A 20,727-nucleotide genomic window follows, 5' to 3' on the forward strand; every position below is an offset into this window, starting at 1 on the left:
CCCCGCCCAGGCGGCGCTTTCCCCCCGCCAGACTCGCCGCAGCGCTGACCCGCACCCTGGCTGAGATCACCGAACGCCTGCTGCCTCCGCGCCGTCAACGGACCTGCCCGCGAGTCATCAAACGCAAGATGTCCAACTGGCCCCTCAAGCGCGCCCAGCACCACAACTGGCCACCACCACAACCAGCAACACCAACCGTCACCCCGCGCGACACGACCTAAAGTCACCAGCATTGGCCCTAGCGGTTCTCCCCCGGCACCCACAGCACGTCGCCGCGCTCCTTGTTGGCCACCCGGGCCAGGATGAACAGCAGGTCGGACAGCCGGTTGAGGTACTTCGCGGTGAGCGGGTTGACGGTGTCCCCGTACTCCGCGATCGCCGCCCAGGTGGAGCGCTCGGCGCGCCGCACCACCGTGCAGGCCAGGTGCAGGTGGGCCGCTCCGGGTGTGCCGCCGGGCAGGATGAAGCTGCGCAGCTTCTCGACCTGCGCCAGGTAGTGGTCGCAGTCCGCCTCCAGGCGGTCGATGTAGGACTGCAGCACCCGCAGCGGCGGGTACTGCGGGTCCTCGACCACCGGGGTGGACAGGTCCGCGCCGACGTCGAACAGGTCGTTCTGGACCCGGGTGAGCACGGCCACCACGTCCTCGGCCAGCGAGCCGGCGGCCACCGCCACCCCGATCGCCGCGTTCGCCTCGTTGGCGTCGGCGTACGCCATCAGCCGCGGGTCGGTCTTGGTGGTCCGGCTCATGTCGCCGAGCGCGGTCGTGCCGTCGTCCCCGGTGCGGGTGTAGATGCGCGTCAGATTGACCATGCGGCCAGCCTAGCCGCCGGTGTTAGGCGCCGTTAACCCCGCGGACGGCCCCGCCGTCCCCGGGGCGACCCGGCCCCTCGTCGCCCGGCTCCCGGCGGGCCTCCCGCCCCGGAGTCCCGCCGCTACGCGACGTTGACCTCCCAGCCTCCGGCCGGGGGCCCCCCACCCCAGCCTCCGGCCGGGGGGACCCCCACCCCCCGAGGGTCTCGTCGCTACGCGACGTTGACCTCCCCCAGCCTCCGGCCGGGGGGACCCCCACCCCGAGGGTCTCGTCGCTACGCGACGTTGACCCTCTGCCCGGGCGGGGCCGCCTCCAGCCAGGCCAGGAAGCCGGTGAGGGCGTCCTCGCTCATCGCCAGCTCCAGCGGGGACCCGTTGTGCAGGCAGCGCAGCACCACCGAGCCGGAGAGCAGCGCCAGCTCCTCCTGGCCCTCCGGGTAGCGCCGGCCCAGCACCTCGATCTCCCGGCGGGGCAGCACCTTGCGCGGGCGCGGGGCGTAGGAGAACACCCGGAACCACTCGATCGAGTCGCCGCTGTACCGGCCGATACCAAAAACCCACCCCTTGCCGTCGGTCGGGGGGACCGGGGCGGAGGTGGGTTTGCCGTTCTCGTCGAGGTCGGGCTGCATGGAGGCGTCGGCGGGCATTTTGAGCCGGTAACTGCAGTCGAACGTGCCGCCGACCCGCTGGATCAGGCGGCGGCGGACGGCGAAGGCCATCAGGCCGATCACTCCCAGCGCCACGACCGCCGCACACACCACAAGCGCGAGGACCATGCTCACCTACCTCCTCGCTACCCGCGTTCCCCGTTGCGGTCGTATGAAGCGACCGCGCTGACCTACCAACTACGACGACAGTCCCGGGGTCACGCTCGCGCGTCCCCGGGACCGTCGGTCGACCCCGCTAAGCCGGGGTCCGGCGCACTCAGGCGTGGGCCTTGAGGCCGCGCGCCGCGAACAGACGGACCTCGGCGCGACGCTCGGCGTGCGCGTCCAGGTCCGACTTGGCCTGCTCCAGTGCGCGCTCGGCACGCGCGACGTCGATCTCGTCCGCCAGCTCGGCGATCTCCGCGAGCAGAGACAGCTTGTTGTCGGCGAAGGAGATGAAGCCGCCGTGCACCGCGGCGATGACGGTCCCGCCGTCCACCGTGCGGATGGTGACCGGACCGGTCTCCAGCACGCTCAGCACCGGGGTGTGGCCCGGCATGATGCCGGTGTCACCGGAGGCCGTACGGGCGACGACGATGGTGGCCGCACCGGACCACACCTTGCGGTCGGCTGCGACCAGCTCGACGTGCAGCTCAGCCAACGTGGGCTCCTAGGCTCATGCAACCCCCGATTACTCGGGAGTTTCGGTAAGAATAACGGCCCCGCGCCCCCGGCATGAAACCGGCGGCACGGATTTGACCGGAATCACAGCCGATGCGACGTGAGGGGTGGTCCCCAGGCTCGGGGGCCACCCCTCACGGTCACTCAGCTGCTACCGGCCGCGCTTACTTCTTGGCCAGCTCGGCGGCGTTCTTCTCGAGGTCCTCGATGCCACCGCACATGAAGAAGGCCTGCTCCGGGACGGAGTCGTACTTGCCGTCCGCGATCGCGTTGAAGGCCTCGATGGTCTCCGACAGCGGCACGGTCGAACCCTCGACACCGGTGAACTGCTTCGCCACGTAGGTGTTCTGCGAGAGGAAGCGCTCGATGCGACGGGCACGGTGGACCGTGATCTTGTCCTCTTCGGACAGCTCGTCCATACCGAGGATGGCGATGATGTCCTGGAGGTCCTTGTACTTCTGCAGGATCCCCTTGACGCGGACGGCCGTGTCGTAGTGGTTCTGCGCGATGTACCGCGGGTCGAGGATGCGGGACGTGGAGTCCAGCGGGTCGACGGCCGGGTAGATGCCCTTCTCCGAGATCGGGCGCGACAGAACGGTGGTCGCGTCCAGGTGGGCGAAGGTGGTGGCCGGGGCCGGGTCGGTCAGGTCGTCCGCGGGGACGTAGATCGCCTGCATCGAGGTGATCGAGTGACCGCGGGTCGAGGTGATGCGCTCCTGGAGGAGGCCCATCTCGTCGGCCAGGTTCGGCTGGTAACCCACCGCGGAGGGCATGCGGCCGAGCAGGGTCGACACCTCGGAACCGGCCTGGGTGAACCGGAAGATGTTGTCGATGAAGAGCAGCACGTCCTGCTTCTGCACATCGCGGAAGTACTCCGCCATGGTCAGGGCGGACAGGGCGACGCGCAGACGGGTGCCCGGCGGCTCGTCCATCTGGCCGAAGACCAGCGCGGTCTTGTCCAGAACGCCCGAGTCGACCATCTCGTCGATCAGGTCGTTGCCCTCACGGGTGCGCTCGCCGACGCCGGCGAACACCGACACACCACCGAAGTTCTCGGCGACGCGGTAGATCATCTCCTGGATCAGAACGGTCTTGCCGACACCGGCGCCACCGAACAGACCGATCTTGCCACCCTGCACGTACGGGGTGAGGAGGTCGATGACCTTGATGCCGGTCTCGAACATCTCGGTCTTCGACTCGAGCTCCGAGAAGTTCGGGGCCTTGCGGTGGATCGGCCAGCGGACCGACACCTGGGACTCGAACTCGGACTTGTCGACGTTCAGCACCTCACCGAGGGCGTTGAACACCTTGCCCTTGGTGATGTCGCCGACCGGCACCGAGATGGCGGCACCGGTGTCGACGACCTGCGAACCGCGGACCAGGCCGTCGGTCGGCTGCATCGAGATGCCGCGGACCAGGCCGTCGCCGAGGTGCTGGGCGACCTCGAGGGTCAGGGTCTTCTTGCCCGTGCCGTCGGGGTTGTCCACCTCGACGTGCAGGGCGTTGAACATCTCCGGGATGGCGTCGACGGGGAACTCCACGTCGACGACCGGGCCGATGACCCGCGCGACGCGGCCCGTCGCCGTGGTCGGCTCAACAGTGGTGGTCATAGTCATTCGCTCCCGCGGCTGGCGTCAGCGAGCGCGTTGGCGCCACCGACGATCTCGCTGATTTCCTGGGTGATCTCGGCCTGGCGGGCCGAGTTGGCAAGCCGCGTGAGCGACTTGATGAGCTCGCCGGCATTGTCCGTCGCGCTCTTCATCGCGCGGCGGCGGGCGGCGTGCTCGGAGGCAGCCGACTGCAGCAGCGCGTTGTAGATCCGGCTCTCGACGTACCGCGGCAGCAGCGCGTCCAGGACGCCCTCCGCCGACGGCTCGAAGTCGTACAGCGGGAAGATCTCCGACTTGGCCGACGTCTGGTCGCTGAGCTGGACCTCGTCCAGCTTCAGCGGCAGCAGCCGGGCCGCCACCGCGTCCTGCGTCAGCATCGACACGAACTCGGTCGAGACCACGTGGAGCTCGTCCACGCCGCCGGTCTCGGCCGTGAAGGCCTCGATCAGCTCGGCCGCGACCATCTTGGCGTCGCCGTAGGTCGGCTTGTCCGAGAAGCCCGTCCACGAGTTGCCGACCGCCAGGTTGCGGAAGGTGAAGTACGACAGACCCTTCCGACCGACGATGTAGGTCACCACGTCCTTGCCCTCGCCGCGCAGGCGCTCGATGAGCGTCAGCGCGGCCTTGATGGCGTTGGACGAGTAGCCGCCGGCCAGGCCGCGGTCCGCCGTGATCAGCAGGACGGCCGCACGCGTGGCGTCGGGGTTCTCGGTGGTGAGCGGGTGCTTGGCGTTGGACCGGGTGGCCACCGCCGTCACCGCCCGGGTGAGCTCGTCGGCGTACGGAGCGGAGGCCGCCACCGCGCGCTGCGCCTTGCCGATGCGTGCCGCGGAGATCATCTCCATCGCCTTGGTGATCTTCTTCGTCGCGGTGACAGAGCGGATCCGGCGCTTGTAGACCCGAAGCTGTGCTCCCATGGGTCGTTACGTCCTTTCCCTCGCTACCGGACTCAGGCCTGCTCGGAGAGCAGCTTGCCGTCGGCGGTCTGGTAACCCTGCTTGAACGCCTCGATCGCGCTGGTCAGCGCGTCGACGGTGCCGTCGGCCAGCAGACCGGTCTCGACGATGCCGGCCAGCAGGTCCTTGTGCTGCAGGCGGACGTAGTCGAGGAACTCGCGCTCGAAGCGGCGGATCTCGGCGACCGGGACGTCGTCCAGCTTGCCGGTGGTGCCGGCCCAGATGGAGACGACCTGCTCCTCGACCGGGAACGGCTGGTACTGGCCCTGCTTCAGCAGCTCGACCATGCGCGCACCGCGCTCCAGCTGGGCCTTGGAGGCCGCGTCCAGGTCGGAGCCGAAGCCGGCGAAGGCCTCCAGCTCACGGTACTGGGCGAGGTCCAGGCGCAGACGGCCGGCGACCGAGCGCATGGCCTTGATCTGGGCGGAGCCACCGACGCGGGAGACCGAGATGCCGACGTTCACGGCCGGGCGGATGCCGGCGTTGAACAGGTCGGACTCCAGGAAGCACTGGCCGTCGGTGATGGAGATGACGTTGGTCGGGATGTACGCCGAGACGTCGTTGGCCTTGGTCTCGATGATCGGCAGACCGGTCATCGAGCCGCCGCCCAGCTCGTCGTTCAGCTTGGCGCAGCGCTCCAGCAGGCGGGAGTGCAGGTAGAAGACGTCACCCGGGTAGGCCTCGCGGCCCGGCGGGCGGCGCAGCAGCAGGGAGACGGAGCGGTAGGCCTCGGCCTGCTTCGACAGGTCGTCGAAGATGATCAGGACGTGCTTGCCGGCGTACATCCAGTGCTGGCCGATGGCCGAACCGGTGTACGGGGCGAGGTACTTGAAGCCGGCCGGGTCGGAAGCCGGAGCCGCCACGATGGTGGTGTACTCCAGCGCGCCGGCCTCCTCCAGGGCGCCGCGGACGGACGCGATGGTGGAGCCCTTCTGGCCGACGGCGACGTAGATGCAGCGGACCTGCTTCTCCGGGTCGCCCGAGCGCCAGTTGTCGCGCTGGTTGATGATCGTGTCGACGGCCACCGCGGTCTTGCCGGTCTGGCGGTCACCGATGATCAGCTGGCGCTGGCCGCGGCCGATCGGGGTCATCGCGTCGATGGCCTTGATGCCGGTCTGCAGCGGCTGCTTGACCGACTTGCGGGCCATGACGCCGGGGGCCTGCAGCTCGAGGGCGCGGCGGCCCTCGGTGGCGATCTCGCCCAGGCCGTCGATCGGGTTGCCCAGCGGGTCCACGACACGGCCCAGGTAGCCGTCGCCGACCGGGACGGAGAGGACCTCGCCGGTGCGGCGCACGGTCTGGCCCTCTTCGATGCCGCCGAACTCACCGAGGATGACGACACCGATCTCGCGGGTGTCGAGGTTCAGCGCGAGGCCGAGCGTGCCGTCCTCGAACTTCAGCAGCTCGTTGGCCATGACCGAGGGCAGGCCCTCGACCTTGGCAATACCGTCCATGGCCTCGGTGACCGTACCGACCTCTTCAACAGAGGCGGCGTCCGGCTGGTACGACTGGACAAAGTCGGCCAGCGCGTCCCGGATCTCCTCCGGACGGATCGTAAGCTCCGCCATCAGGCTTCCCTGCTCTCCTAGTTTGCGATCCTCGGCCCGCCATTGAGGGCCGCAAGTACTCGACTCTCGGCCGGGTCGTATGAACCGGCCGTACGATTTGCCGGCTCCTTGGGGAGCCGGTTTCCCGACCGAGGGTCGGATGTGCTGCTTCGGGTGCTCAGCCCTCGAGCGACTGGCGAGCGCCTTCGAGGCGGCTCGACACGGTGCCGTCGATGATCTCGTCGCCGATCTGCACCCGGACACCGCCGACGACCTCGGGGTCGATGTCGATGTTCAGGTGGACCTGGCGGCCGTACATCCGGCCCAGAGCACCGGACAGGCGCTCCTTCTGGGCGTCCGACAGCGGCACCGCGGTGGTGACCAGGGCCACCACGCGGTCGCGGCGCGCCGCGGCGAGCTTCGAGTAGGACTCGAGGCCCTGCTCCAGGCTACGGCCACGCGGCTTGTTGACGAGGGCGGTGACCAGCCGGACGGTGCCGGCGTTGGCGCGACCGCCGAGCAGCTTCTTGATCAGTTCGGCCTTGGCGACGGCGCCGGCCTTCGGCTCGGTCAGCGCGGCACGCAGCTCGTGCGAGCCGCCCACCACCCGGCCGAAGCGGAAGAGCTCGTCCTCGACGTCGTCCAGGACGCCGGCCTTGTCCGCGGCGATGACCTCGGCGTACGCGGCGAGCTCCTCGATCGCGTCCACCAGGTCGCGCGCACCCGACCAGCGGGAGCGGACCAGGCCGGAGACCAGGTCCACGGTCTCGCCGGAGACCTGGCCGGTCAGCAGCGAGGTGACCAGCTGGGCCTTGTCCTGGCCCGACCGGGACGGGTCGGTCAGGACGCGGCGCAGCGACACCTCACGGTCCAGCACGGCCGTGACGGCGGTGAGCTCCTCGGCGAGCTTGACCGCGTCCACCGAGGTGGAGTCGGTCAGGCTCTCCAGGTTCTGCCGACCGGCGGCAAGAGCCTCGCGGCTGGCGCCGATCACTTGGCCGCACCCTGAGCAACGGCGGCCTTGGCCTCCAGCTCGTCCAGGAAGCGGTCGATCACGCCGCTCTGCCGGGCGTTGTCCTCAAGGGACTCGCCCACGATGCGGGAAGCCAGCTGGGTGGCCAGCGAACCCACGTCCTGACGCAGGGCGGCAGTCGCCTGCTTCTTGTCGGCCTCGATCTGGGCGTGACCGGCGGCGACGATGGCCTCGCGCTGGCGCTGGCCCTCCTCGCGCATCTCGGCGAGCTGGGCGGCACCCTGCTCACGAGCCTGCTCGACGATGCGGGCAGCCTCGTGGCGCGCCTCGGCGAGCTCGGCGCGGTACTGCTCAAGCAGGGCCTGGGCCTCCGCCTGAGCGGCCTCGGCGCGCTCCATGCCGCCCTCGATCGCGTCCCGGCGCTCCGACAGCACCTTCTCGATGCTGGGGAGGAGCTTCTTGCCGAGCAGACCGAAGACGATGAAGAAGCAGAGCAGGCCGATGATGACCTCGGGCCACGCGGGAAGCAGGGGGTTCATCTTCTCCCCCTCCTCCGCGAGCTGAGCCGCGAAACTCATATCTGGACCTTCCTCGAAAGGGTCTAACGGCGGGGTGATTACTTGCCGGCGCCGAAGACGAACGGCATGACGATGCCGATGAGGGCGAGCGCCTCGGTCAGCGCGAAGCCGATGAACATGTTGGAGCGGATCAGACCGGCAGCCTCGGGCTGACGGGCCATGGCCTGGACACCGTTACCGAAGATGAGACCAACACCGATGCCCGGGCCGATCGCGGCGAGACCGTAACCGATCGAGGCGACGGAACCGTAGACCTCAGCGAGCTGCTGCATTTCAGCTTGTCCTTTGCGGGGTGGTGAACCGGTGGTGGTTGGCCACCGGGCGTTCTGGGGGGAGGGCAGCCGAGGGGCTGCGGGGCTCAGTGCGCCTCTTCCAGGGCACCGGCGATGTAGCTGCTGGCCAGCATCACGAAGATGTAGGCCTGCAGGAACTGGACCAGCAGCTCGAAGGCGGTCAGGCCGACGGCGACCACGAACGAGGCCGAGCCGTACAGCGCGCCCAGGGTCGGGCTGAGCAGGTACCAGGAGGCGATGGAGAACATCACGATCAGCAGGTGGCCGGCGAACATGTTCGCGAAGGCTCGGACCGCGAGCGTGAACGGGCGCACGAAGATGTTCGAGAAGAACTCGATCGGCACCAGGATGAACATGACCCAGCCGGGGATGCCCGAGGGCCAGCAGAGGTTCTTCAGACCGCCGACGAAGCCGTGCTTCTTGAAGGTCAGCGTCATGTAGGTGATCCACACGACGGCCGCGAGGCCGGCCGGGAACGCGATCGAGGCCGTCACCGGGAACTGCGCGAACGGGATGATCGACATGATGTTCATCAACCAGACGAAGAAGAACATCGAGACCAGCATCGGGACGTACTTCTCGCCCTTCTTGCCGATCGTCTCCATCACGATGGAGCGCTTCACGAAGTCGTAGCCGATCTCACCGACCAGCTGCAGCTTGCCCGGCACCAGGCGCGGCTTGGCGAAGGCGGCCCAGAAGAACACCACGACGAGCAGCGCGACGATGATCGACAGCAGCATCGGCTTGTTGAACTCGACGCTGCCGATCGTGAAGATCGGCTTGAACTGGAACTCGTTCAGGCCCGGGGCCGGGAAGCCGCAGCCAGCGTCCCCGAAGTGGCAACTGCCTGAGGCGAGCGAGGACGTGAGTTCAGCACTCACCGCGGACTCCTTCGTCGTGGCGCATGGTTACGGCAACCTCGGTGTGTCGGCGTGGCCTGCGACCACGGAGCGGCACTGGAACTTGATGGGTTTCTCGCCGACCCCGCTCGACGGCGCGCTGCGCGACTGCGGGATCATCGAAGACTGCGCGGATCCGGGGGGCGATCCGTCCACTGTCCGGACAGACCAGGCCTCTTCCCGTACTCCGTTGTTGCGACGGACGATAGCAGCCCGTCAGTGCGGCATAAACACCGCCCCCCTCGTTGGGGGGACAGTCGGGGCTCGTCACTGTTGACGACCCGAGTCGGAGGGCTTGTCGCCCTTGTTTTCCGAGGCGTTGGGGTCGACGTAGAAGGTCTTGGCCTTGAGCGCACCGCGCACCTGGAAGCCCGTCCAGACCAGGACGCAGCCGATCAGCGTGAACGCGAAGGCCTTGCGGTTGAACAGCTCGGTGTCCTTGAAGACCAGCAGGACGACGGCGACCAGCAGGATCTGCGTCATGTAGACCATGAGCGCGGCGGCCATCATGAGGTGCGGGTTCGACCTGGTCAGCCGGTCGAGCGCGATCTGGCCGAAGCTGAAGAAGGCCATCACGAGGAGCGCGCCGATCAGGGCGCCGAGCAGGCCCTTCCCACCGGCGACGGCGAAGGAGATCGCCATGGCGATGATCCCGGCGACCGCAGTGGGGATCGCGGCGCCTCGGAGGATCCGGGCGTCGGTGGACGGCATGTCGGCAGCTCCGGCGGCATGTCGATGTGGCGGGGGACGGGCACAGACGGTGGCGGGTGACACCGGACCGAGCGGGCCGCCGCCGGGCCGCCCGCGGAAGCGGCGGGCCCGTCGAGGGAGACCGACGAGGGACGGAAGTCCTCCACCTGTCAGGTCTTTCGGCGTGTTCTCGGTACTCGTGAACGGTATCACAAACTATTTGATGAGAGCTTTACCATGAATGTGTGGTACCTGTCACACCGATGGCGCAACGAATCCGCCGTACGGGTGAGCCCATTTGACGCAACATCAACTCCCCTACGACCGGCGGCCGGTGGCCTTTCCGTGGTCCGCGGGCTCGGTGGAGGAACGCCGGCTGGCTTCACCCAGGAGTTGCTTGTCCTTCGCCGACAGTTCAGCCATCGGAGCCGAGGGCTGCCGCCGGTACCGCGGCGGGACGAAGGACTGCACCGCCCGCGGGGCGCGCGGCCGGAACCGCGGGGTGAGCAGCACCACCAGGCCGACCAGGCAGAGCCCGGCGAGGGTCAGCACCACGGTGCGGCCGGTGTTGGTCACCGAGAACGCCACCGTGCCGAAGGCGATCAGCGCGGCCCAGAAGTACATGATCAGGACGGCGCGGCTGTGCGAGTGCCCGACCTGGAGCAGCCGGTGGTGCAGGTGGCGCTTGTCGGCGGCGAACGGGGACTGGCCCGCCCAGGTCCGGCGGACCACCGCGAGCAGCAGGTCGGCCAGCGGCAGCGCGATGACGGTGAGCGGCAGCAGCAGCGGGATGTAGATCGGCACCAGGGCGTGCACGGTGGCGGTCTGCGAACCGGTCTCGTTGTTGATCAGGTCCGGGTCGACCCGGCCGGTGATCGAGATCGCCGCGACGGCCAGCATCAGGCCCAGCATCATCGAGCCCGAGTCGCCCATGAAGATCCGCGCGGGGTGCATGTTGTGCGCCAGGAAGCCCAGGCACATGCCGATCAGCAGCACGCTGAACAGCACGGCGGGGGCCGCGTCGGTGATCGCGTAGCCGTACCAGAGCCGGTAGCTGTACAGGAAGAACGCCATCGCGGCGATGCACACCATGCCGCCCGCCAGGCCGTCCAGACCGTCGATGAAGTTCACCGCGTTGACCATGACGACGACCAGGGTGACCGAGATGACCATGCCCTGGGTCGGGCTCACCGCGACCGAGCCCACGCCGGGCACCGGGAGGGTGATCACCGTGACGCCCTGCCACACCATCACGCCGGCGGCGATCATCTGGCCGCCGAGCTTCACCAGCGCGTCGACGCCCCACTTGTCGTCGAGGACGCCCAGCAGCCACATGATCCCGGCGCCGGACAGCAGCGCGCGGATGTCGCTGCCCTGGGAGAACACCTTGCTCAGGTTGTCCAGCTGCGAGGCGACCAGGATGCCCGCGCACAGCCCGCCGAACATGGCGATGCCGCCCAGGCGCGGGGTGGGCTCGCGGTGCACGTCGCGGGCGCGGACCGGCGGCATCGCGCCGGCGGCGATGGCGAACTTCCGCACCGGGCCGGTCAGCAGGTAGGTGACGGCGGCGGTGCAGAACAGCACCAGCAGATACTCACGCACCACCGGCCTCCTGCATCACTGTCGAACGGGGAGGTACCGAAGGTACTCCCCTGCCTTCCCGGGATTCGAGGTGCGTCGCCACGGCACACACCTTATTGAGTCGGACGCCCGGAGCGCGCATCGCGGTTCGCCCTCACGGGTAGGAGATCGAGATGCCCGCGCACGACGGCGGGCGCCGACGGACACCGGCGCCCGGTCACCGCCGCCGCGGAACGCGTCAACGGTCCACGGCGAAGACCGCCGCCAGCTCCCGCACCCGCTGGGCGACCGGCCCGGCCGCCTCCCCGGCGAGCAGCCGGGCGATCAGCCCGGCGATCTCGGACAGCTCCGCCTCGCCCATCCCCTGGCTGGTCACGGTGCCCGTGCCCAGCCTGATCCCGGAGGCCTCGGCGACCGGCGCCGGGTCGTACGGCAGCACGCACTTGCCGAACAGCAGCCCGGCCGCCGCGCAGCGCCGCTCGGCCGCCGCGCCGCTGACCCCGAGCGGGCTCACGTCGGCGGTCACCAGGTGGGTGTCGGTGCCACCCGTCAGGGGGCGCATTCCGGCCTCTGCGAGCCCCGCGGCCAGTGCCCGCGCCCCTGCCACCGTCTGCTGCGCGTAGGCCCGGTAGGCGGGCGTCGCGGCCTCCGCCAGGGCGACCGCCTTGCCGGCCACCTCGTTCATCGCCGCGCCGCCCTGGCTGAACGGGAACACCGCCCGGTCGACCCGCTCGGCCAGCTCCGCGGTGCACAGCAGCAGGCCCCCGCGCGGACCGCGCAGCAGCTTGTGGGTGGCCGCCACCGTGACGTCGGCGTACGGCACCGGGGAGGGCGCCTCCCCGGCCGCCACGAGGCCGGTGGTCTGGGCGACCGAGGCGATCAGGTAGGCGTCCACCTCGTCGGCGATCTCCCGGAAGGCGGCCCAGTCCGGGTGCCGCGGGTAGGAGATCGAACCCGCCACGATGGCCTTCGGGCGGTGCGCCCGCGCCAGGTCGCGGACCTGGTCGAGGTCGATCAGGCCGTCGGCCTCGCGCACGCCGTAACCGGTGCAGGCGAACCAGCGGCCGGAGAAGTTGGCCCGCGAACCGCAGCTGAGGTGGCCGCCGTGCTCCAGCGACATCGCCAGCACCCCGTCACCGGGCCGCAGCAGCGCCGCGTACGCCGCCAGCATCGCCGAAGTCGCCGACCGGGGTTGGACGTTGGCGTGCGGAGCGGCGAACAGCTCGCGGGCCCGGTCGATCGCCAGCAGCTCCGCGGCGTCGGCCGGCGCGCAGCCGGTGTGGTGCCGCCGGCCCGGATAGCCCTCGGCGTACTTGTCGATCAGCGGCCCGGTCAGCGCCTCCAGCACGGCGGGGCTGGTCAGGTTCTCCCCCGCCAGCAACTGGATCGTCTCGGCCCGCCGCTCGGCCTCGGCGGCCATCAGGTCGGCGATCTGCGGGTCCGCCCGGTGCAGCGCTCCGGACGCCCACGGGCGCCCCCTCGTCGCGCTCGAGCCGGTCGCGGCATCGGTGACGGTCATGGCAGGCTCCCGGGCGCTGCGGATGAGGGCGCCCCCGGCCGGAGACTGGGGGGACGTCTACCCAGCGTAGGACCGGACCGCACCCGCGGCCCGCCGGAATCCGCCGTTCAGCCCCCCGATCGGCCCCGGTCCGGGCCCGGTTCCGGTGCGGCGGGGTCGGCCGGGCGAGGGGTCAGCGCCGCGCCGGGGTGCCGGTCAGCGCGGTGACCACCGGGTCGATCGCGTCGAATATCTCCTCGCCGCAGTTGCGGAACATGCCGATCGGCGCCCCGTACGGGTCCTCCAGCTCGTCCGACTCCGGAGTCGCGGCCAGCAGCCAGCCGCGCAGCGCGGCGGCCGCCCGGACCAGCGCGCGGGCCCGCTCGGTGACGTCGGCGCCGCGGCGGGGGTCGGGCAGGGTGCCCGGGTCGATCGTCCGCACCAGCCGGGTGAACTCCTTCAGCGTGAAGGTGCGCAGGCCCGCCTCGTGGCCCATCGAGATCACCTGGGCGCGGTGGTCCAGCGTCGCGGTCAGCACCAGGTCGGCCTCGACGACGTGCTCGTCGAGCAGCTCGCGGCCGACGAAGCCGCCGCTGTCGGCGCCGTACTCGTCGAGCACCGTCGCCGCGTGGTCCTCCATCGGCGCGCCGACGTGGCCCCAGGTGCCCGCGCTCTCCACCAGGATCCGACCGGCCACCCGGGGGCTCAGACGGGTGTCCAGCTCACGCCGGGTGAGCCGCTCGGCGATCGGCGAGCGGCAGATGTTCCCGGTGCAGACGAACAGGATCCGGAAGTGGTCCAACGGCCTGGGGCCCACGCTCAGGTACGGCGCTATGCCGGGCCGCGCGTGGAGCGAGGCGGTGGGCGTCAACTTCCGGCCTCCAGGTCGGGGACGACCTCCCTCAGCTGCTCGATGCTGACCGCGCCGGCCCGCAGCAGCACCGGCACCTTGCCGGTGACGTCGACGATGGACGAGGCGGTGGCGTGGTCGGCCTGCCCGCCGTCCAGGTACACCGAGATGGCGTCGCCGAGCTGGGCCTGCGCCTCGTCGCAGGTGGCCGGGGACGGCCCGCCGGTCTTGTTGGCGCTGGAGACGGCCAGCGGGCCGGTGGTGTTCAGCAGCTCGATGGCGACCGGGTGCAGCGGCATCCGGACGGCGACGGTGCCGCGGGTCTCGCCGAGGTCCCAGCGCAGCGACGGCTGGTGCCGGGCGACCAGGGTGAGGCCGCCGGGCCAGAAGGCGTCGACCAGCTCCCAGGCCTGCTCGGAGAAGTCCGTGACCAGCCCGTGCAGGGTGGTCGGCGAGCCGACCAGGACGGGCGAGGGCATGTTCCGGCCGCGGCCCTTGGCGGCCAGCAGCTCGCCGACGGCCTCCGGGGAGAAGGCGTCCGCGCCGACCCCGTACAGGGTGTCGGTGGGCAGGACGACGAGTTCGCCGCGGCGGATGGCCGAGGCGGCCTCGCGCAGGCCGGTGGCGCGGTCCCCGGCGTCGGCACAGTCGTAGCGGCGGCTCATCGGTGCGGTCCCCTTCCGGAAAGGCTCATGAGGTTCACGGCGGAATTGACAGCGCGGCCCTTCGGGCGGTCGTACAGGGCCTGATGCTTCACGACCCCGCCCTCCGGGCGGTCGTACTGGGCCTGATGCTTCACGACCCCGCCCTCCGGGCGGTCGTGAAGCGGGGCCGGTTGTTCAGGTCGCGGTGGTCGGCCGTGTCGGTCCAGCCGCGTTCCTCGTTGAAGATCCACGGCACCTGGCCGCCCTGCTGGTCGGCGTGCTCGATCACCACCGCGCCGCCCGGGCGCAGCAGCCGCGCGGCCACCCGCTCGATGCCGCGGATGGTGTCCAGGCCGTCCTCGCCCGAGAACAGCGACATCTGCGGGTCGTGGTCGCGGGCCTCCGGCGCGACGTACTCCCACTCGGTGAGCGGGATGTACGGCGGGTTGGAGATGACCAGGTCGAAGCGGCCGTCCCAGGAGCGGTCGTCCTCGAAGGCCTTGGTGGCGTCCCCGGCGTGCAGGGTGACCCGGGCGCGGTCCGGGCTGGCCTCGATGTTGCGCCGGGTGTACGTCAGCGCGCCCTCGTCGAGCTCGAAGGCGTGCACGGTCGAACGCGGCAGTTCCTGGGCCAGGGCGAGCGCGATGGCGCCGGAGCCGGAGCACAGGTCGACCACCAGCGGCTCGGCGACGTCCATGTCGCGCACCGCGTCTATCGCCCACTCGACGACCGTCTCGGTCTCCGGCCGGGGCACGAACACCCCGGGGCCGACCGCGAGTTCGAGGTAGCGGAAGAACGCCCGGCCGGTGATGTGCTGGAGCGGCTCGCGCGCCTCGCGGCGGGAGACCGCCGCCCAGTAGCGGGCGTCGAAGTCGGCGTCCTTCACCGTGTGCAGCTGGCTGCGCTTGACGTTGTGGACGTAGGCGGCGAGTTCCTCCGCGTCGAAGCGCGGCGACGGCACGCCGGCCGCGGCCAACCGCTGGGTGGCCTGGGCCACCTCGGCGAGCAGCAGGTTCATCCGTACGACCTCTTGTTTCTGCGCTCCGGCTTCGGCGTCGGGCTGGGGCGCGCCGGTCTCAGTTCTCTTGGGCCGCGGCGAGCTTGGCCGCCGCGTCCTTGTCGACGCAGGACTGGATCACCGCGTTCAGGTCGCCGTCCAGGACCTGGTCCAGGTTGTACGCCTTGAAGCCCGTGCGGTGGTCCGAGATGCGGTTCTCGGGGTAGTTGTACGTCCGGATCCGCTCGGAGCGGTCCACCGTGCGGACCTGGCTGCGGCGCGCGTCCGAGGCCTCCCGCTCGGCCTCCTCCTGGGCGGCGGCCAGCAGCCGCGACCGCAGGATGCGCATCGCCTGCTCCTTGTTCTGCAGCTGGCTCTTCTCGTTCTGGCAGGACGCCACGATACCGGTCGGCAGGTGGGTGATCCGGACCGCCGAGTCGGTGGTGTTGACCGACTGGCCGCCGGGGCCGGAGGACCGGTAGACGTCGATGCGCAGGTCGTTGGCGTGGATCTCGACCTCGACCTCCTCCGCCTCGGGGGTGACCAGCACGCCCGCCGCGGAGGTGTGGATGCGGCCCTGGGACTCGGTGGCGGGGACGCGCTGCACGCGGTGCACGCCGCCCTCGTACTTCAGCCGGGCCCAGACGCCCTGGCCGGGCTCAGCGCTGCCCTTGGTCTTCACGGCCACCGAGACGTCCTTGTAGCCGCCGAGGTCGGACTCGTTGAAGTCGATGATCTCGGTCTTCCAGCCGATCCGCTCGGCGTAGCGCAGGTACATCCGGAGCAGGTCGCCGGCGAACAGCGCGGACTCCTCGCCGCCCTCGCCCGCCTTGATCTCCAGGATGACGTCCTTGTCGTCGCTCGGGTCGCGCGGCACCAGCAGCAGGCGCAGTTCCTCGGTGAGCTCGTCGCGGCGCGCCTCGGAGTCCTTCACCTCGGCGATGAACTCCGGGTCCTCGGCGGCGAGTTCGCGGGCGGCCTCGATGTCCTCGCCGGCCTGCCGCCACTGCCGGTAGACCCGGGTGATCGGGGTCAGCTCGGCGTACCGCTTGGCCAGCTTGCGGGCGTTCGCCTGGTCCGCGTGGACGGACGGGTCGGCCAGCCTCTTTTCGAGGTCGGCGTGCTCGACGAGGAGCTCTTCGACTGCCTCGAACATGGGGTGGCCTTCTTCCCGGGGGGCTGCGGAACGACTGGGGGGTGGACGCGGGGCGGTTTCGACCGCGTGGGAGGACGCGAACGGCGCCGGCCCCCAACGCCCCCGGAACGAGTACGGGGGCGCCGGGAACCGGCGCCGAGGGAGCGCTAGGCCTTCGCGCTGTGCTGCTTGCCGAAGCGGGCCTCGAAGCGGGCCACGCGGCCACCGGTGTCGAGGATCTTCTGCTTGCCGGTGTAGAACGGGTGGCACTGCGAGCAGACCTCGGCGCGGATCTCGCCGCTGGTCTCGGTCGAGCGGGTGGTGAACTCGGCGCCGCAGGTGCAGGTCACGCGGGTGACCACGTACTCCGGGTGGACGTTGGACTTCAAGGGGTTCTCCTAGGTTTCGGGAGGGCACCGGGTCGGCGGCGGAGTGCCGCTCGTGAACCGGGACCGACGTACCAGTCTGCCAGGACCGGCCGCACCTTCCAAAACCGGGGTCCCCCGCGGGATATTCCGACCGTCGTTCCGGGCCGCCGCCGGGTGCCGCGGGGCCGCGGACACCGCGCGCCGGCCGTCGCGGGGTGGCCGGTCAGCGCCGCGCGGTGGCCGTCGCGGCGGGCTTCGGGGAGGTCCTGGCGGAGGCCTTCGGCGCGGCCGCGGCCGCGGTGGCCGGGTCCGTCTGCGCGGGGTTCTGCGGCTGGGCCGAGACGACCGCCTGGGGCACCGGCTGGTCGGCCCTGAGGGCCGCCCAGAGCGGCTGGGCCTGCGACTGCTGCGGGACCACCCGGTTCGGGTCGCCGGGGGCCGCCTCCACCGGCAGGGTGACCATGGTCAGCTGGTCGGGCCCGATCCCCTTGAGCTCCTGCACGAGCCCCACCAGGGCGTTCACCGAGCCCAGCGCGGAGTCGGTGGTGACGCTCCTGGTCATGGTGTCGCCGATCGACCACAGCTTGACCGGGTCGGAGAGCAGCCCGACCCCGCCGGCCTGCCGGAGCAGCGACTTGACCATCTGCTTCTGGAGCTCGATCCGGCCGAGGTCACTGCCGTCGCCGACGCCGTGCCGGGTGCGCACGAAGGCCAGCGCCTGCTGTCCGTCGAGGTGGTGCTCGCCGGGCGGGAGGTCCAGCCCGCTGTCCTTGTCGTGGATGGCCACCGTGGTGGTCACGGTGGCCCCGCCTATCGCGTCCACGACCCTCGCGAAGCCGGCGAAGTCCACCTGGAGGTAGTGGTCCATCCGCAGCCCGGTGAGCTGTTCGGTGGTCTTGACCGCGCAGGCCGCGCCGCCGGTCTCGAAGGCGCTGTTGTACATCGCCCGCTTGACCGCCGGGACGGACCTGCCGCTGCTGTCCGTGCACTGCGGGCGGTCGACCAGGGTGTCGCGCGGGATCGAGACGACGGAGGCCCGGGTGTGGTCCTGGCTGACGTGCACCACCATCGCGGTGTCGGAGCGGGCGCTGTCGCCGGCGCTCCCGCCGGCCAGGTCGCCGTTCGCGCCGCTCCGGGAGTCGGAGCCCAGCACGAGGATGTTGAAGGAGCCGTCGGTGGCCGCCGGGGGCCGGGCGTCGCCGAGGCGGGAGTCGATGTCGACGCTCTTGATGTTGCCGTTGAGCTTCAGGTACGCGTAGGCGCCTGCGCCGCCGCCGGCGACGACCAGCGCGGCGAGCGCGCAGGCGGACCACCGCAGGACCTTGCGGCGGCGACTCGGGACCCTCTTGTGCTCGGCCATACGGTCCAGAGTAAAACGGACAAGCTGATCGAATAGCCCCAAGATGTCCCAACTCTGGAACAAAGCCGCCGCGAACGCACGGAACCCCGGACCGCTCGCGCGATCCGGGGTTCCGTGCTGGGGCAGCCGTCCGACTACGGTCAGTCGCCGGAGCCCGGGGTGGTCTTGGCGATCTGCATCAGGAACTCGGCGTTGCTCTTGGTCTGCTTCATCTTGTCCAGGAGCAGTTCGATCGCCTGCTGCGAGTCGAGCGCGTGCAGCACCCGGCGCAGCTTCCAGACGATGGCCAACTCCTCGCTGCCGAGCAGGATCTCCTCCTTGCGGGTGCTGGAGGCGTCCACGTCGACGGCCGGGAAGATGCGCTTGTCCGAGAGCTTCCGGTCGAGCTTGAGCTCCATGTTGCCGGTGCCCTTGAACTCCTCGAAGATCACCTCGTCCATGCGCGAGCCGGTCTCGACCAGCGCGGTGGCCAGGATGGTCAGCGAGCCGCCGTTCTCGATGTTGCGCGCGGCGCCGAAGAACTTCTTCGGCGGGTACAGCGCCGTCGAGTCGACACCACCGGACAGGATGCGGCCGGAGGCCGGCGCCGCCAGGTTGTAGGCACGGCCCAGGCGGGTGATGGAGTCCAGCAGGATGACCACGTCGTGGCCCAGCTCGACCAGGCGCTTGGCGCGCTCGATGGCCAGCTCCGCGACGGTGGTGTGGTCCTCGGCCGGGCGGTCGAAGGTCGAGGAGATGACCTCGCCCTTCACCGACCGCTGCATGTCGGTGACCTCCTCCGGACGCTCGTCGACCAGGACGACCATCAGGTGGCACTCGGGGTTGTTGTGGGTGATCGCGTTGGCGACCGCCTGCAGCACCATCGTCTTGCCGGTCTTCGGCGGCGCGACGATCAGACCGCGCTGGCCCTTGCCGATCGGCGACACCAGGTCGATGATCCGGGTGGTCAGCACGCCCGGGTCGGTCTCCAGGCGCAGCCGCTCCTGCGGGTAGAGCGGGGTGAGCTTGTTGAACTCGGGGCGGCCGCGGCCGGTCTCCGGGTCCATGCCGTTCACGGAGTCCAGGCGCACCATGGCGTTGAACTTCTCGCGGCGCTCGCCCTCGCGCGGCTGGCGCACCGCACCGGTGATGGCGTCGCCCTTGCGCAGGCCGTTCTTGCGGACCTGGGCGAGCGAGACGTAGACGTCGTTCTGGCCCGGCAGGTAGCCGGAGGTGCGCACGAACGCGTAGTTGTCGAGGATGTCGAGGATGCCCGCGACCGGGATCAGGACGTCGTCCTCGCCGATCTGCGGCTCGGCGGCGCCCGTCTCGAAGCCGTCGCGGCCGCGGCGGCCCCGACGGTCCCGGTAGCGGCCGCGACGGCCGCGACGGCCCTCGCCGAACTCGTCGTCCTCGTAGCCGCCCTGCTGGGCCTGGGGCTGCTGGGCCTGCTGGCCGCCGCCCTGGCGGCCCTGCTGGCCGTCGGTCTGGCCCTGCTGCTGACCCTGCTGGCCCTGGCGGTCGGCACGGTCGCGCCGACCGCGGCGGTCGCGGCGCGACTCGCGCGACTCGCCGTCCTGCCCGGCCTGGGCCTCGCCGGCGTCCTGGCGGTCGCCGCGCTCGCCGCCGTCGCGGCGGTCACGGCGCTCACGACGGTCGCGACGGCTCTCGCGACCCTCCTCGCGGCCCTCGAAGGCGCGGGTCTCGGCCGCGCGCTCGGCCTGCTTGGGCTCGGCCACCGCGACGGTGGCGGCCTCCGCGCCGGCCTCGCCGGCCGGGGCGGTGGGGGCGCCGGCGGCCGAGGTGGCACGGCGGCGGGTGCGCTCGCTACGGGCGGGCGCGGTGGTCTCGGGGGCGGCCTGGACCGGGATCTCGATCTGGGCCTGCGGCTCGGCGGCCGGGGCCTGCGCGGCGGCGGCCTTGGTGCGGCGGGCCGGCTTCTCGGCCGGGGCCTCGGCGTCCGCCTTGGCGGCGGTGCGCTTGGCGGCCGGGGCGCCACCGGCGGCGAGCAGCGGGTCCCCGCCGCTCTTCTCCTTGATGGTCTCGATCAGCTGGCTCTTGCGCATGCGGCCGGTACCGGTGATGCCCAGGTCCGCCGCGAGCTTCTGCAGCTCGGCGAGGACCATGCCGTCCAGGCCCGCGGCGGCACTGCGGCGGCGGCGTGCCGGGGCAGCGGGTGCGGCGGCCGCGTCCGACGCATCGGCGTCCGGGCGCGCGCCCATCAGATCGGTGGTGTCGCTCACTAAGGGTCCTTCCCTGGAGCGGACGTCGGCCTGTCTGGCTCGGCGACCGGTTGTGCTGTCCTGACCGACGCTCGACTGCGTCGGTCCGAGGCGGTGGTCCCTCGAATGGCGGGAGCCCGTCGAGGGAGAGCTGCGAGGTGCGGTGCATGAAGCACGGTGGTGCTGAGGTGGCGCGTGGGCCGGTCGTGTGTCGACCTCCCCTGAGGGCTTTGCCCCCACGCTGCCTGCGAATCCCGGGCCCCCGTCGCGTGACGGTGGCCCGCGCTCCGCCCGTCCTGGCCTCAGGTGGAGGCCGCGGGTGGGAGTCAGGTGCCGTCACGGCTTCGGGATGCGGCCGCATGTCGCGCAGGCAGGCTGCGTACGCGCTGCGGTGGGCTCCCGGAGAAT

20 protein-coding genes are annotated in these 20,727 nt (G+C 70.9%); all 20 read right to left on the reverse strand.

The features are described from left to right. Positions 1-238 precede the first annotated feature (238 nt). Positions 239-811 carry a cob(I)yrinic acid a,c-diamide adenosyltransferase gene (locus ABT247_RS04430; protein ID WP_350737760.1) on the reverse strand — a complete coding sequence of 191 codons (573 nt, stop codon included), beginning with the start codon at positions 809-811 and terminating at the stop codon, positions 239-241. Between the two features lie 275 nt (positions 812-1,086). Beyond that, complete coding sequence (locus ABT247_RS04435) at positions 1,087-1,587, reverse strand: DUF2550 domain-containing protein (protein ID WP_350737763.1); 501 nt, start codon at positions 1,585-1,587, stop codon at positions 1,087-1,089. Positions 1,588-1,735: 148 nt separating this feature from the next. Next, positions 1,736-2,119 (reverse strand): F0F1 ATP synthase subunit epsilon, encoded by a 384-nt coding sequence (locus tag ABT247_RS04440; protein WP_030282045.1) that lies wholly within the window; start codon positions 2,117-2,119, stop codon positions 1,736-1,738. Positions 2,120-2,303: 184 nt separating this feature from the next. Next, positions 2,304-3,749: a F0F1 ATP synthase subunit beta gene (atpD, locus tag ABT247_RS04445; protein ID WP_350737766.1), complete on the reverse strand. Its 1,446-nt coding sequence runs from the start codon at positions 3,747-3,749 to the stop codon at positions 2,304-2,306. A gap of 2 nt (positions 3,750-3,751) precedes the next feature. Then, on the reverse strand, positions 3,752-4,666 hold the full coding sequence (locus ABT247_RS04450) for a F0F1 ATP synthase subunit gamma (RefSeq protein WP_350737769.1): 915 nt from the start codon (positions 4,664-4,666) through the stop codon (positions 3,752-3,754). A gap of 32 nt (positions 4,667-4,698) precedes the next feature. Further along, on the reverse strand, positions 4,699-6,273 hold the full coding sequence (atpA, locus tag ABT247_RS04455) for a F0F1 ATP synthase subunit alpha (protein ID WP_350737772.1): 1,575 nt from the start codon (positions 6,271-6,273) through the stop codon (positions 4,699-4,701). Positions 6,274-6,430: 157 nt separating this feature from the next. Then, on the reverse strand, positions 6,431-7,246 hold the full coding sequence (locus tag ABT247_RS04460) for a F0F1 ATP synthase subunit delta (protein WP_350737775.1): 816 nt from the start codon (positions 7,244-7,246) through the stop codon (positions 6,431-6,433). Next, on the reverse strand, positions 7,243-7,803 hold the full coding sequence (locus ABT247_RS04465) for a F0F1 ATP synthase subunit B (protein ID WP_350737778.1): 561 nt from the start codon (positions 7,801-7,803) through the stop codon (positions 7,243-7,245). Before ABT247_RS04465 ends, ABT247_RS04460 begins: the two co-directional genes overlap by 4 nt. Positions 7,804-7,841: 38 nt before the next feature. Beyond that, entirely contained in the window at positions 7,842-8,075 is a 234-nt protein-coding gene (atpE, locus tag ABT247_RS04470; protein ID WP_350511999.1) for an ATP synthase F0 subunit C, read from the reverse strand. An 86-nt stretch (positions 8,076-8,161) separates the two neighbouring features. Further along, entirely contained in the window at positions 8,162-8,977 is an 816-nt protein-coding gene (gene atpB / locus ABT247_RS04475; RefSeq protein ID WP_350737781.1) for a F0F1 ATP synthase subunit A, read from the reverse strand. A 285-nt stretch (positions 8,978-9,262) separates the two neighbouring features. After that, positions 9,263-9,706: a Cg1360 family ATP-synthase-associated protein gene (locus tag ABT247_RS04480; protein ID WP_350737784.1), complete on the reverse strand. Its 444-nt coding sequence runs from the start codon at positions 9,704-9,706 to the stop codon at positions 9,263-9,265. A gap of 297 nt (positions 9,707-10,003) precedes the next feature. Beyond that, positions 10,004-11,287, reverse strand: a complete 1,284-nt coding sequence (locus tag ABT247_RS04485; protein WP_350737787.1) for an MraY family glycosyltransferase — start codon at positions 11,285-11,287, stop codon at positions 10,004-10,006. A gap of 217 nt (positions 11,288-11,504) precedes the next feature. Continuing rightward, positions 11,505-12,785 carry a serine hydroxymethyltransferase gene (glyA, locus tag ABT247_RS04490; RefSeq protein WP_350737790.1) on the reverse strand — a complete coding sequence of 427 codons (1,281 nt, stop codon included), beginning with the start codon at positions 12,783-12,785 and terminating at the stop codon, positions 11,505-11,507. A 172-nt stretch (positions 12,786-12,957) separates the two neighbouring features. After that, positions 12,958-13,599: an arsenate reductase/protein-tyrosine-phosphatase family protein gene (locus tag ABT247_RS04495; RefSeq protein ID WP_350737872.1), complete on the reverse strand. Its 642-nt coding sequence runs from the start codon at positions 13,597-13,599 to the stop codon at positions 12,958-12,960. A 32-nt stretch (positions 13,600-13,631) separates the two neighbouring features. Continuing rightward, positions 13,632-14,279 (reverse strand): L-threonylcarbamoyladenylate synthase, encoded by a 648-nt coding sequence (locus ABT247_RS04500; protein ID WP_350737793.1) that lies wholly within the window; start codon positions 14,277-14,279, stop codon positions 13,632-13,634. Between the two features lie 130 nt (positions 14,280-14,409). Then, the gene (prmC, locus tag ABT247_RS04505; RefSeq protein WP_350737796.1) at positions 14,410-15,276 is read right to left on the reverse strand and encodes a peptide chain release factor N(5)-glutamine methyltransferase; all 867 of its coding nucleotides are present in this window, start codon (positions 15,274-15,276) and stop codon (positions 14,410-14,412) included. Positions 15,277-15,334: 58 nt separating this feature from the next. Continuing rightward, on the reverse strand, positions 15,335-16,411 hold the full coding sequence (gene prfA / locus ABT247_RS04510) for a peptide chain release factor 1 (protein WP_350737799.1): 1,077 nt from the start codon (positions 16,409-16,411) through the stop codon (positions 15,335-15,337). Between the two features lie 146 nt (positions 16,412-16,557). Then, entirely contained in the window at positions 16,558-16,779 is a 222-nt protein-coding gene (rpmE, locus tag ABT247_RS04515; protein WP_030235761.1) for a 50S ribosomal protein L31, read from the reverse strand. Between the two features lie 202 nt (positions 16,780-16,981). Then, the gene (locus ABT247_RS04520) at positions 16,982-18,118 is read right to left on the reverse strand and encodes an LCP family protein (protein WP_350737802.1); all 1,137 of its coding nucleotides are present in this window, start codon (positions 18,116-18,118) and stop codon (positions 16,982-16,984) included. Between the two features lie 140 nt (positions 18,119-18,258). Further along, positions 18,259-20,340, reverse strand: a complete 2,082-nt coding sequence (gene rho / locus ABT247_RS04525; RefSeq protein ID WP_350737805.1) for a transcription termination factor Rho — start codon at positions 20,338-20,340, stop codon at positions 18,259-18,261. Positions 20,341-20,727 lie beyond the last annotated feature (387 nt).

This window comes from Kitasatospora sp. NPDC001539 (genome assembly GCF_040298565.1).
In the GTDB taxonomy this organism is placed as follows: Bacteria; Actinomycetota; Actinomycetes; order Streptomycetales; family Streptomycetaceae; genus Kitasatospora.

Coding starts and splice junctions, on each gene's coding strand:
- ABT247_RS04430 (WP_350737760.1), bottom strand. CDS start 811: ATGGTCAATCTGACGCGCATCTACACCCGCACCGGGGACGACGGCACG.
- ABT247_RS04435 (WP_350737763.1), bottom strand. CDS start 1,587: ATGGTCCTCGCGCTTGTGGTGTGTGCGGCGGTCGTGGCGCTGGGAGTG.
- atpD (WP_350737766.1), bottom strand. CDS start 3,749: ATGACCACCACTGTTGAGCCGACCACGGCGACGGGCCGCGTCGCGCGG.
- ABT247_RS04450 (WP_350737769.1), bottom strand. CDS start 4,666: ATGGGAGCACAGCTTCGGGTCTACAAGCGCCGGATCCGCTCTGTCACC.
- atpA (WP_350737772.1), bottom strand. CDS start 6,273: ATGGCGGAGCTTACGATCCGTCCGGAGGAGATCCGGGACGCGCTGGCC.
- ABT247_RS04465 (WP_350737778.1), bottom strand. CDS start 7,803: ATGAGTTTCGCGGCTCAGCTCGCGGAGGAGGGGGAGAAGATGAACCCC.
- atpE (WP_350511999.1), bottom strand. CDS start 8,075: ATGCAGCAGCTCGCTGAGGTCTACGGTTCCGTCGCCTCGATCGGTTAC.
- ABT247_RS04480 (WP_350737784.1), bottom strand. CDS start 9,706: ATGCCGTCCACCGACGCCCGGATCCTCCGAGGCGCCGCGATCCCCACT.
- glyA (WP_350737790.1), bottom strand. CDS start 12,785: ATGACCGTCACCGATGCCGCGACCGGCTCGAGCGCGACGAGGGGGCGC.
- ABT247_RS04500 (WP_350737793.1), bottom strand. CDS start 14,279: ATGAGCCGCCGCTACGACTGTGCCGACGCCGGGGACCGCGCCACCGGC.
- prmC (WP_350737796.1), bottom strand. CDS start 15,276: ATGAACCTGCTGCTCGCCGAGGTGGCCCAGGCCACCCAGCGGTTGGCC.
- prfA (WP_350737799.1), bottom strand. CDS start 16,411: ATGTTCGAGGCAGTCGAAGAGCTCCTCGTCGAGCACGCCGACCTCGAA.
- ABT247_RS04520 (WP_350737802.1), bottom strand. CDS start 18,118: ATGGCCGAGCACAAGAGGGTCCCGAGTCGCCGCCGCAAGGTCCTGCGG.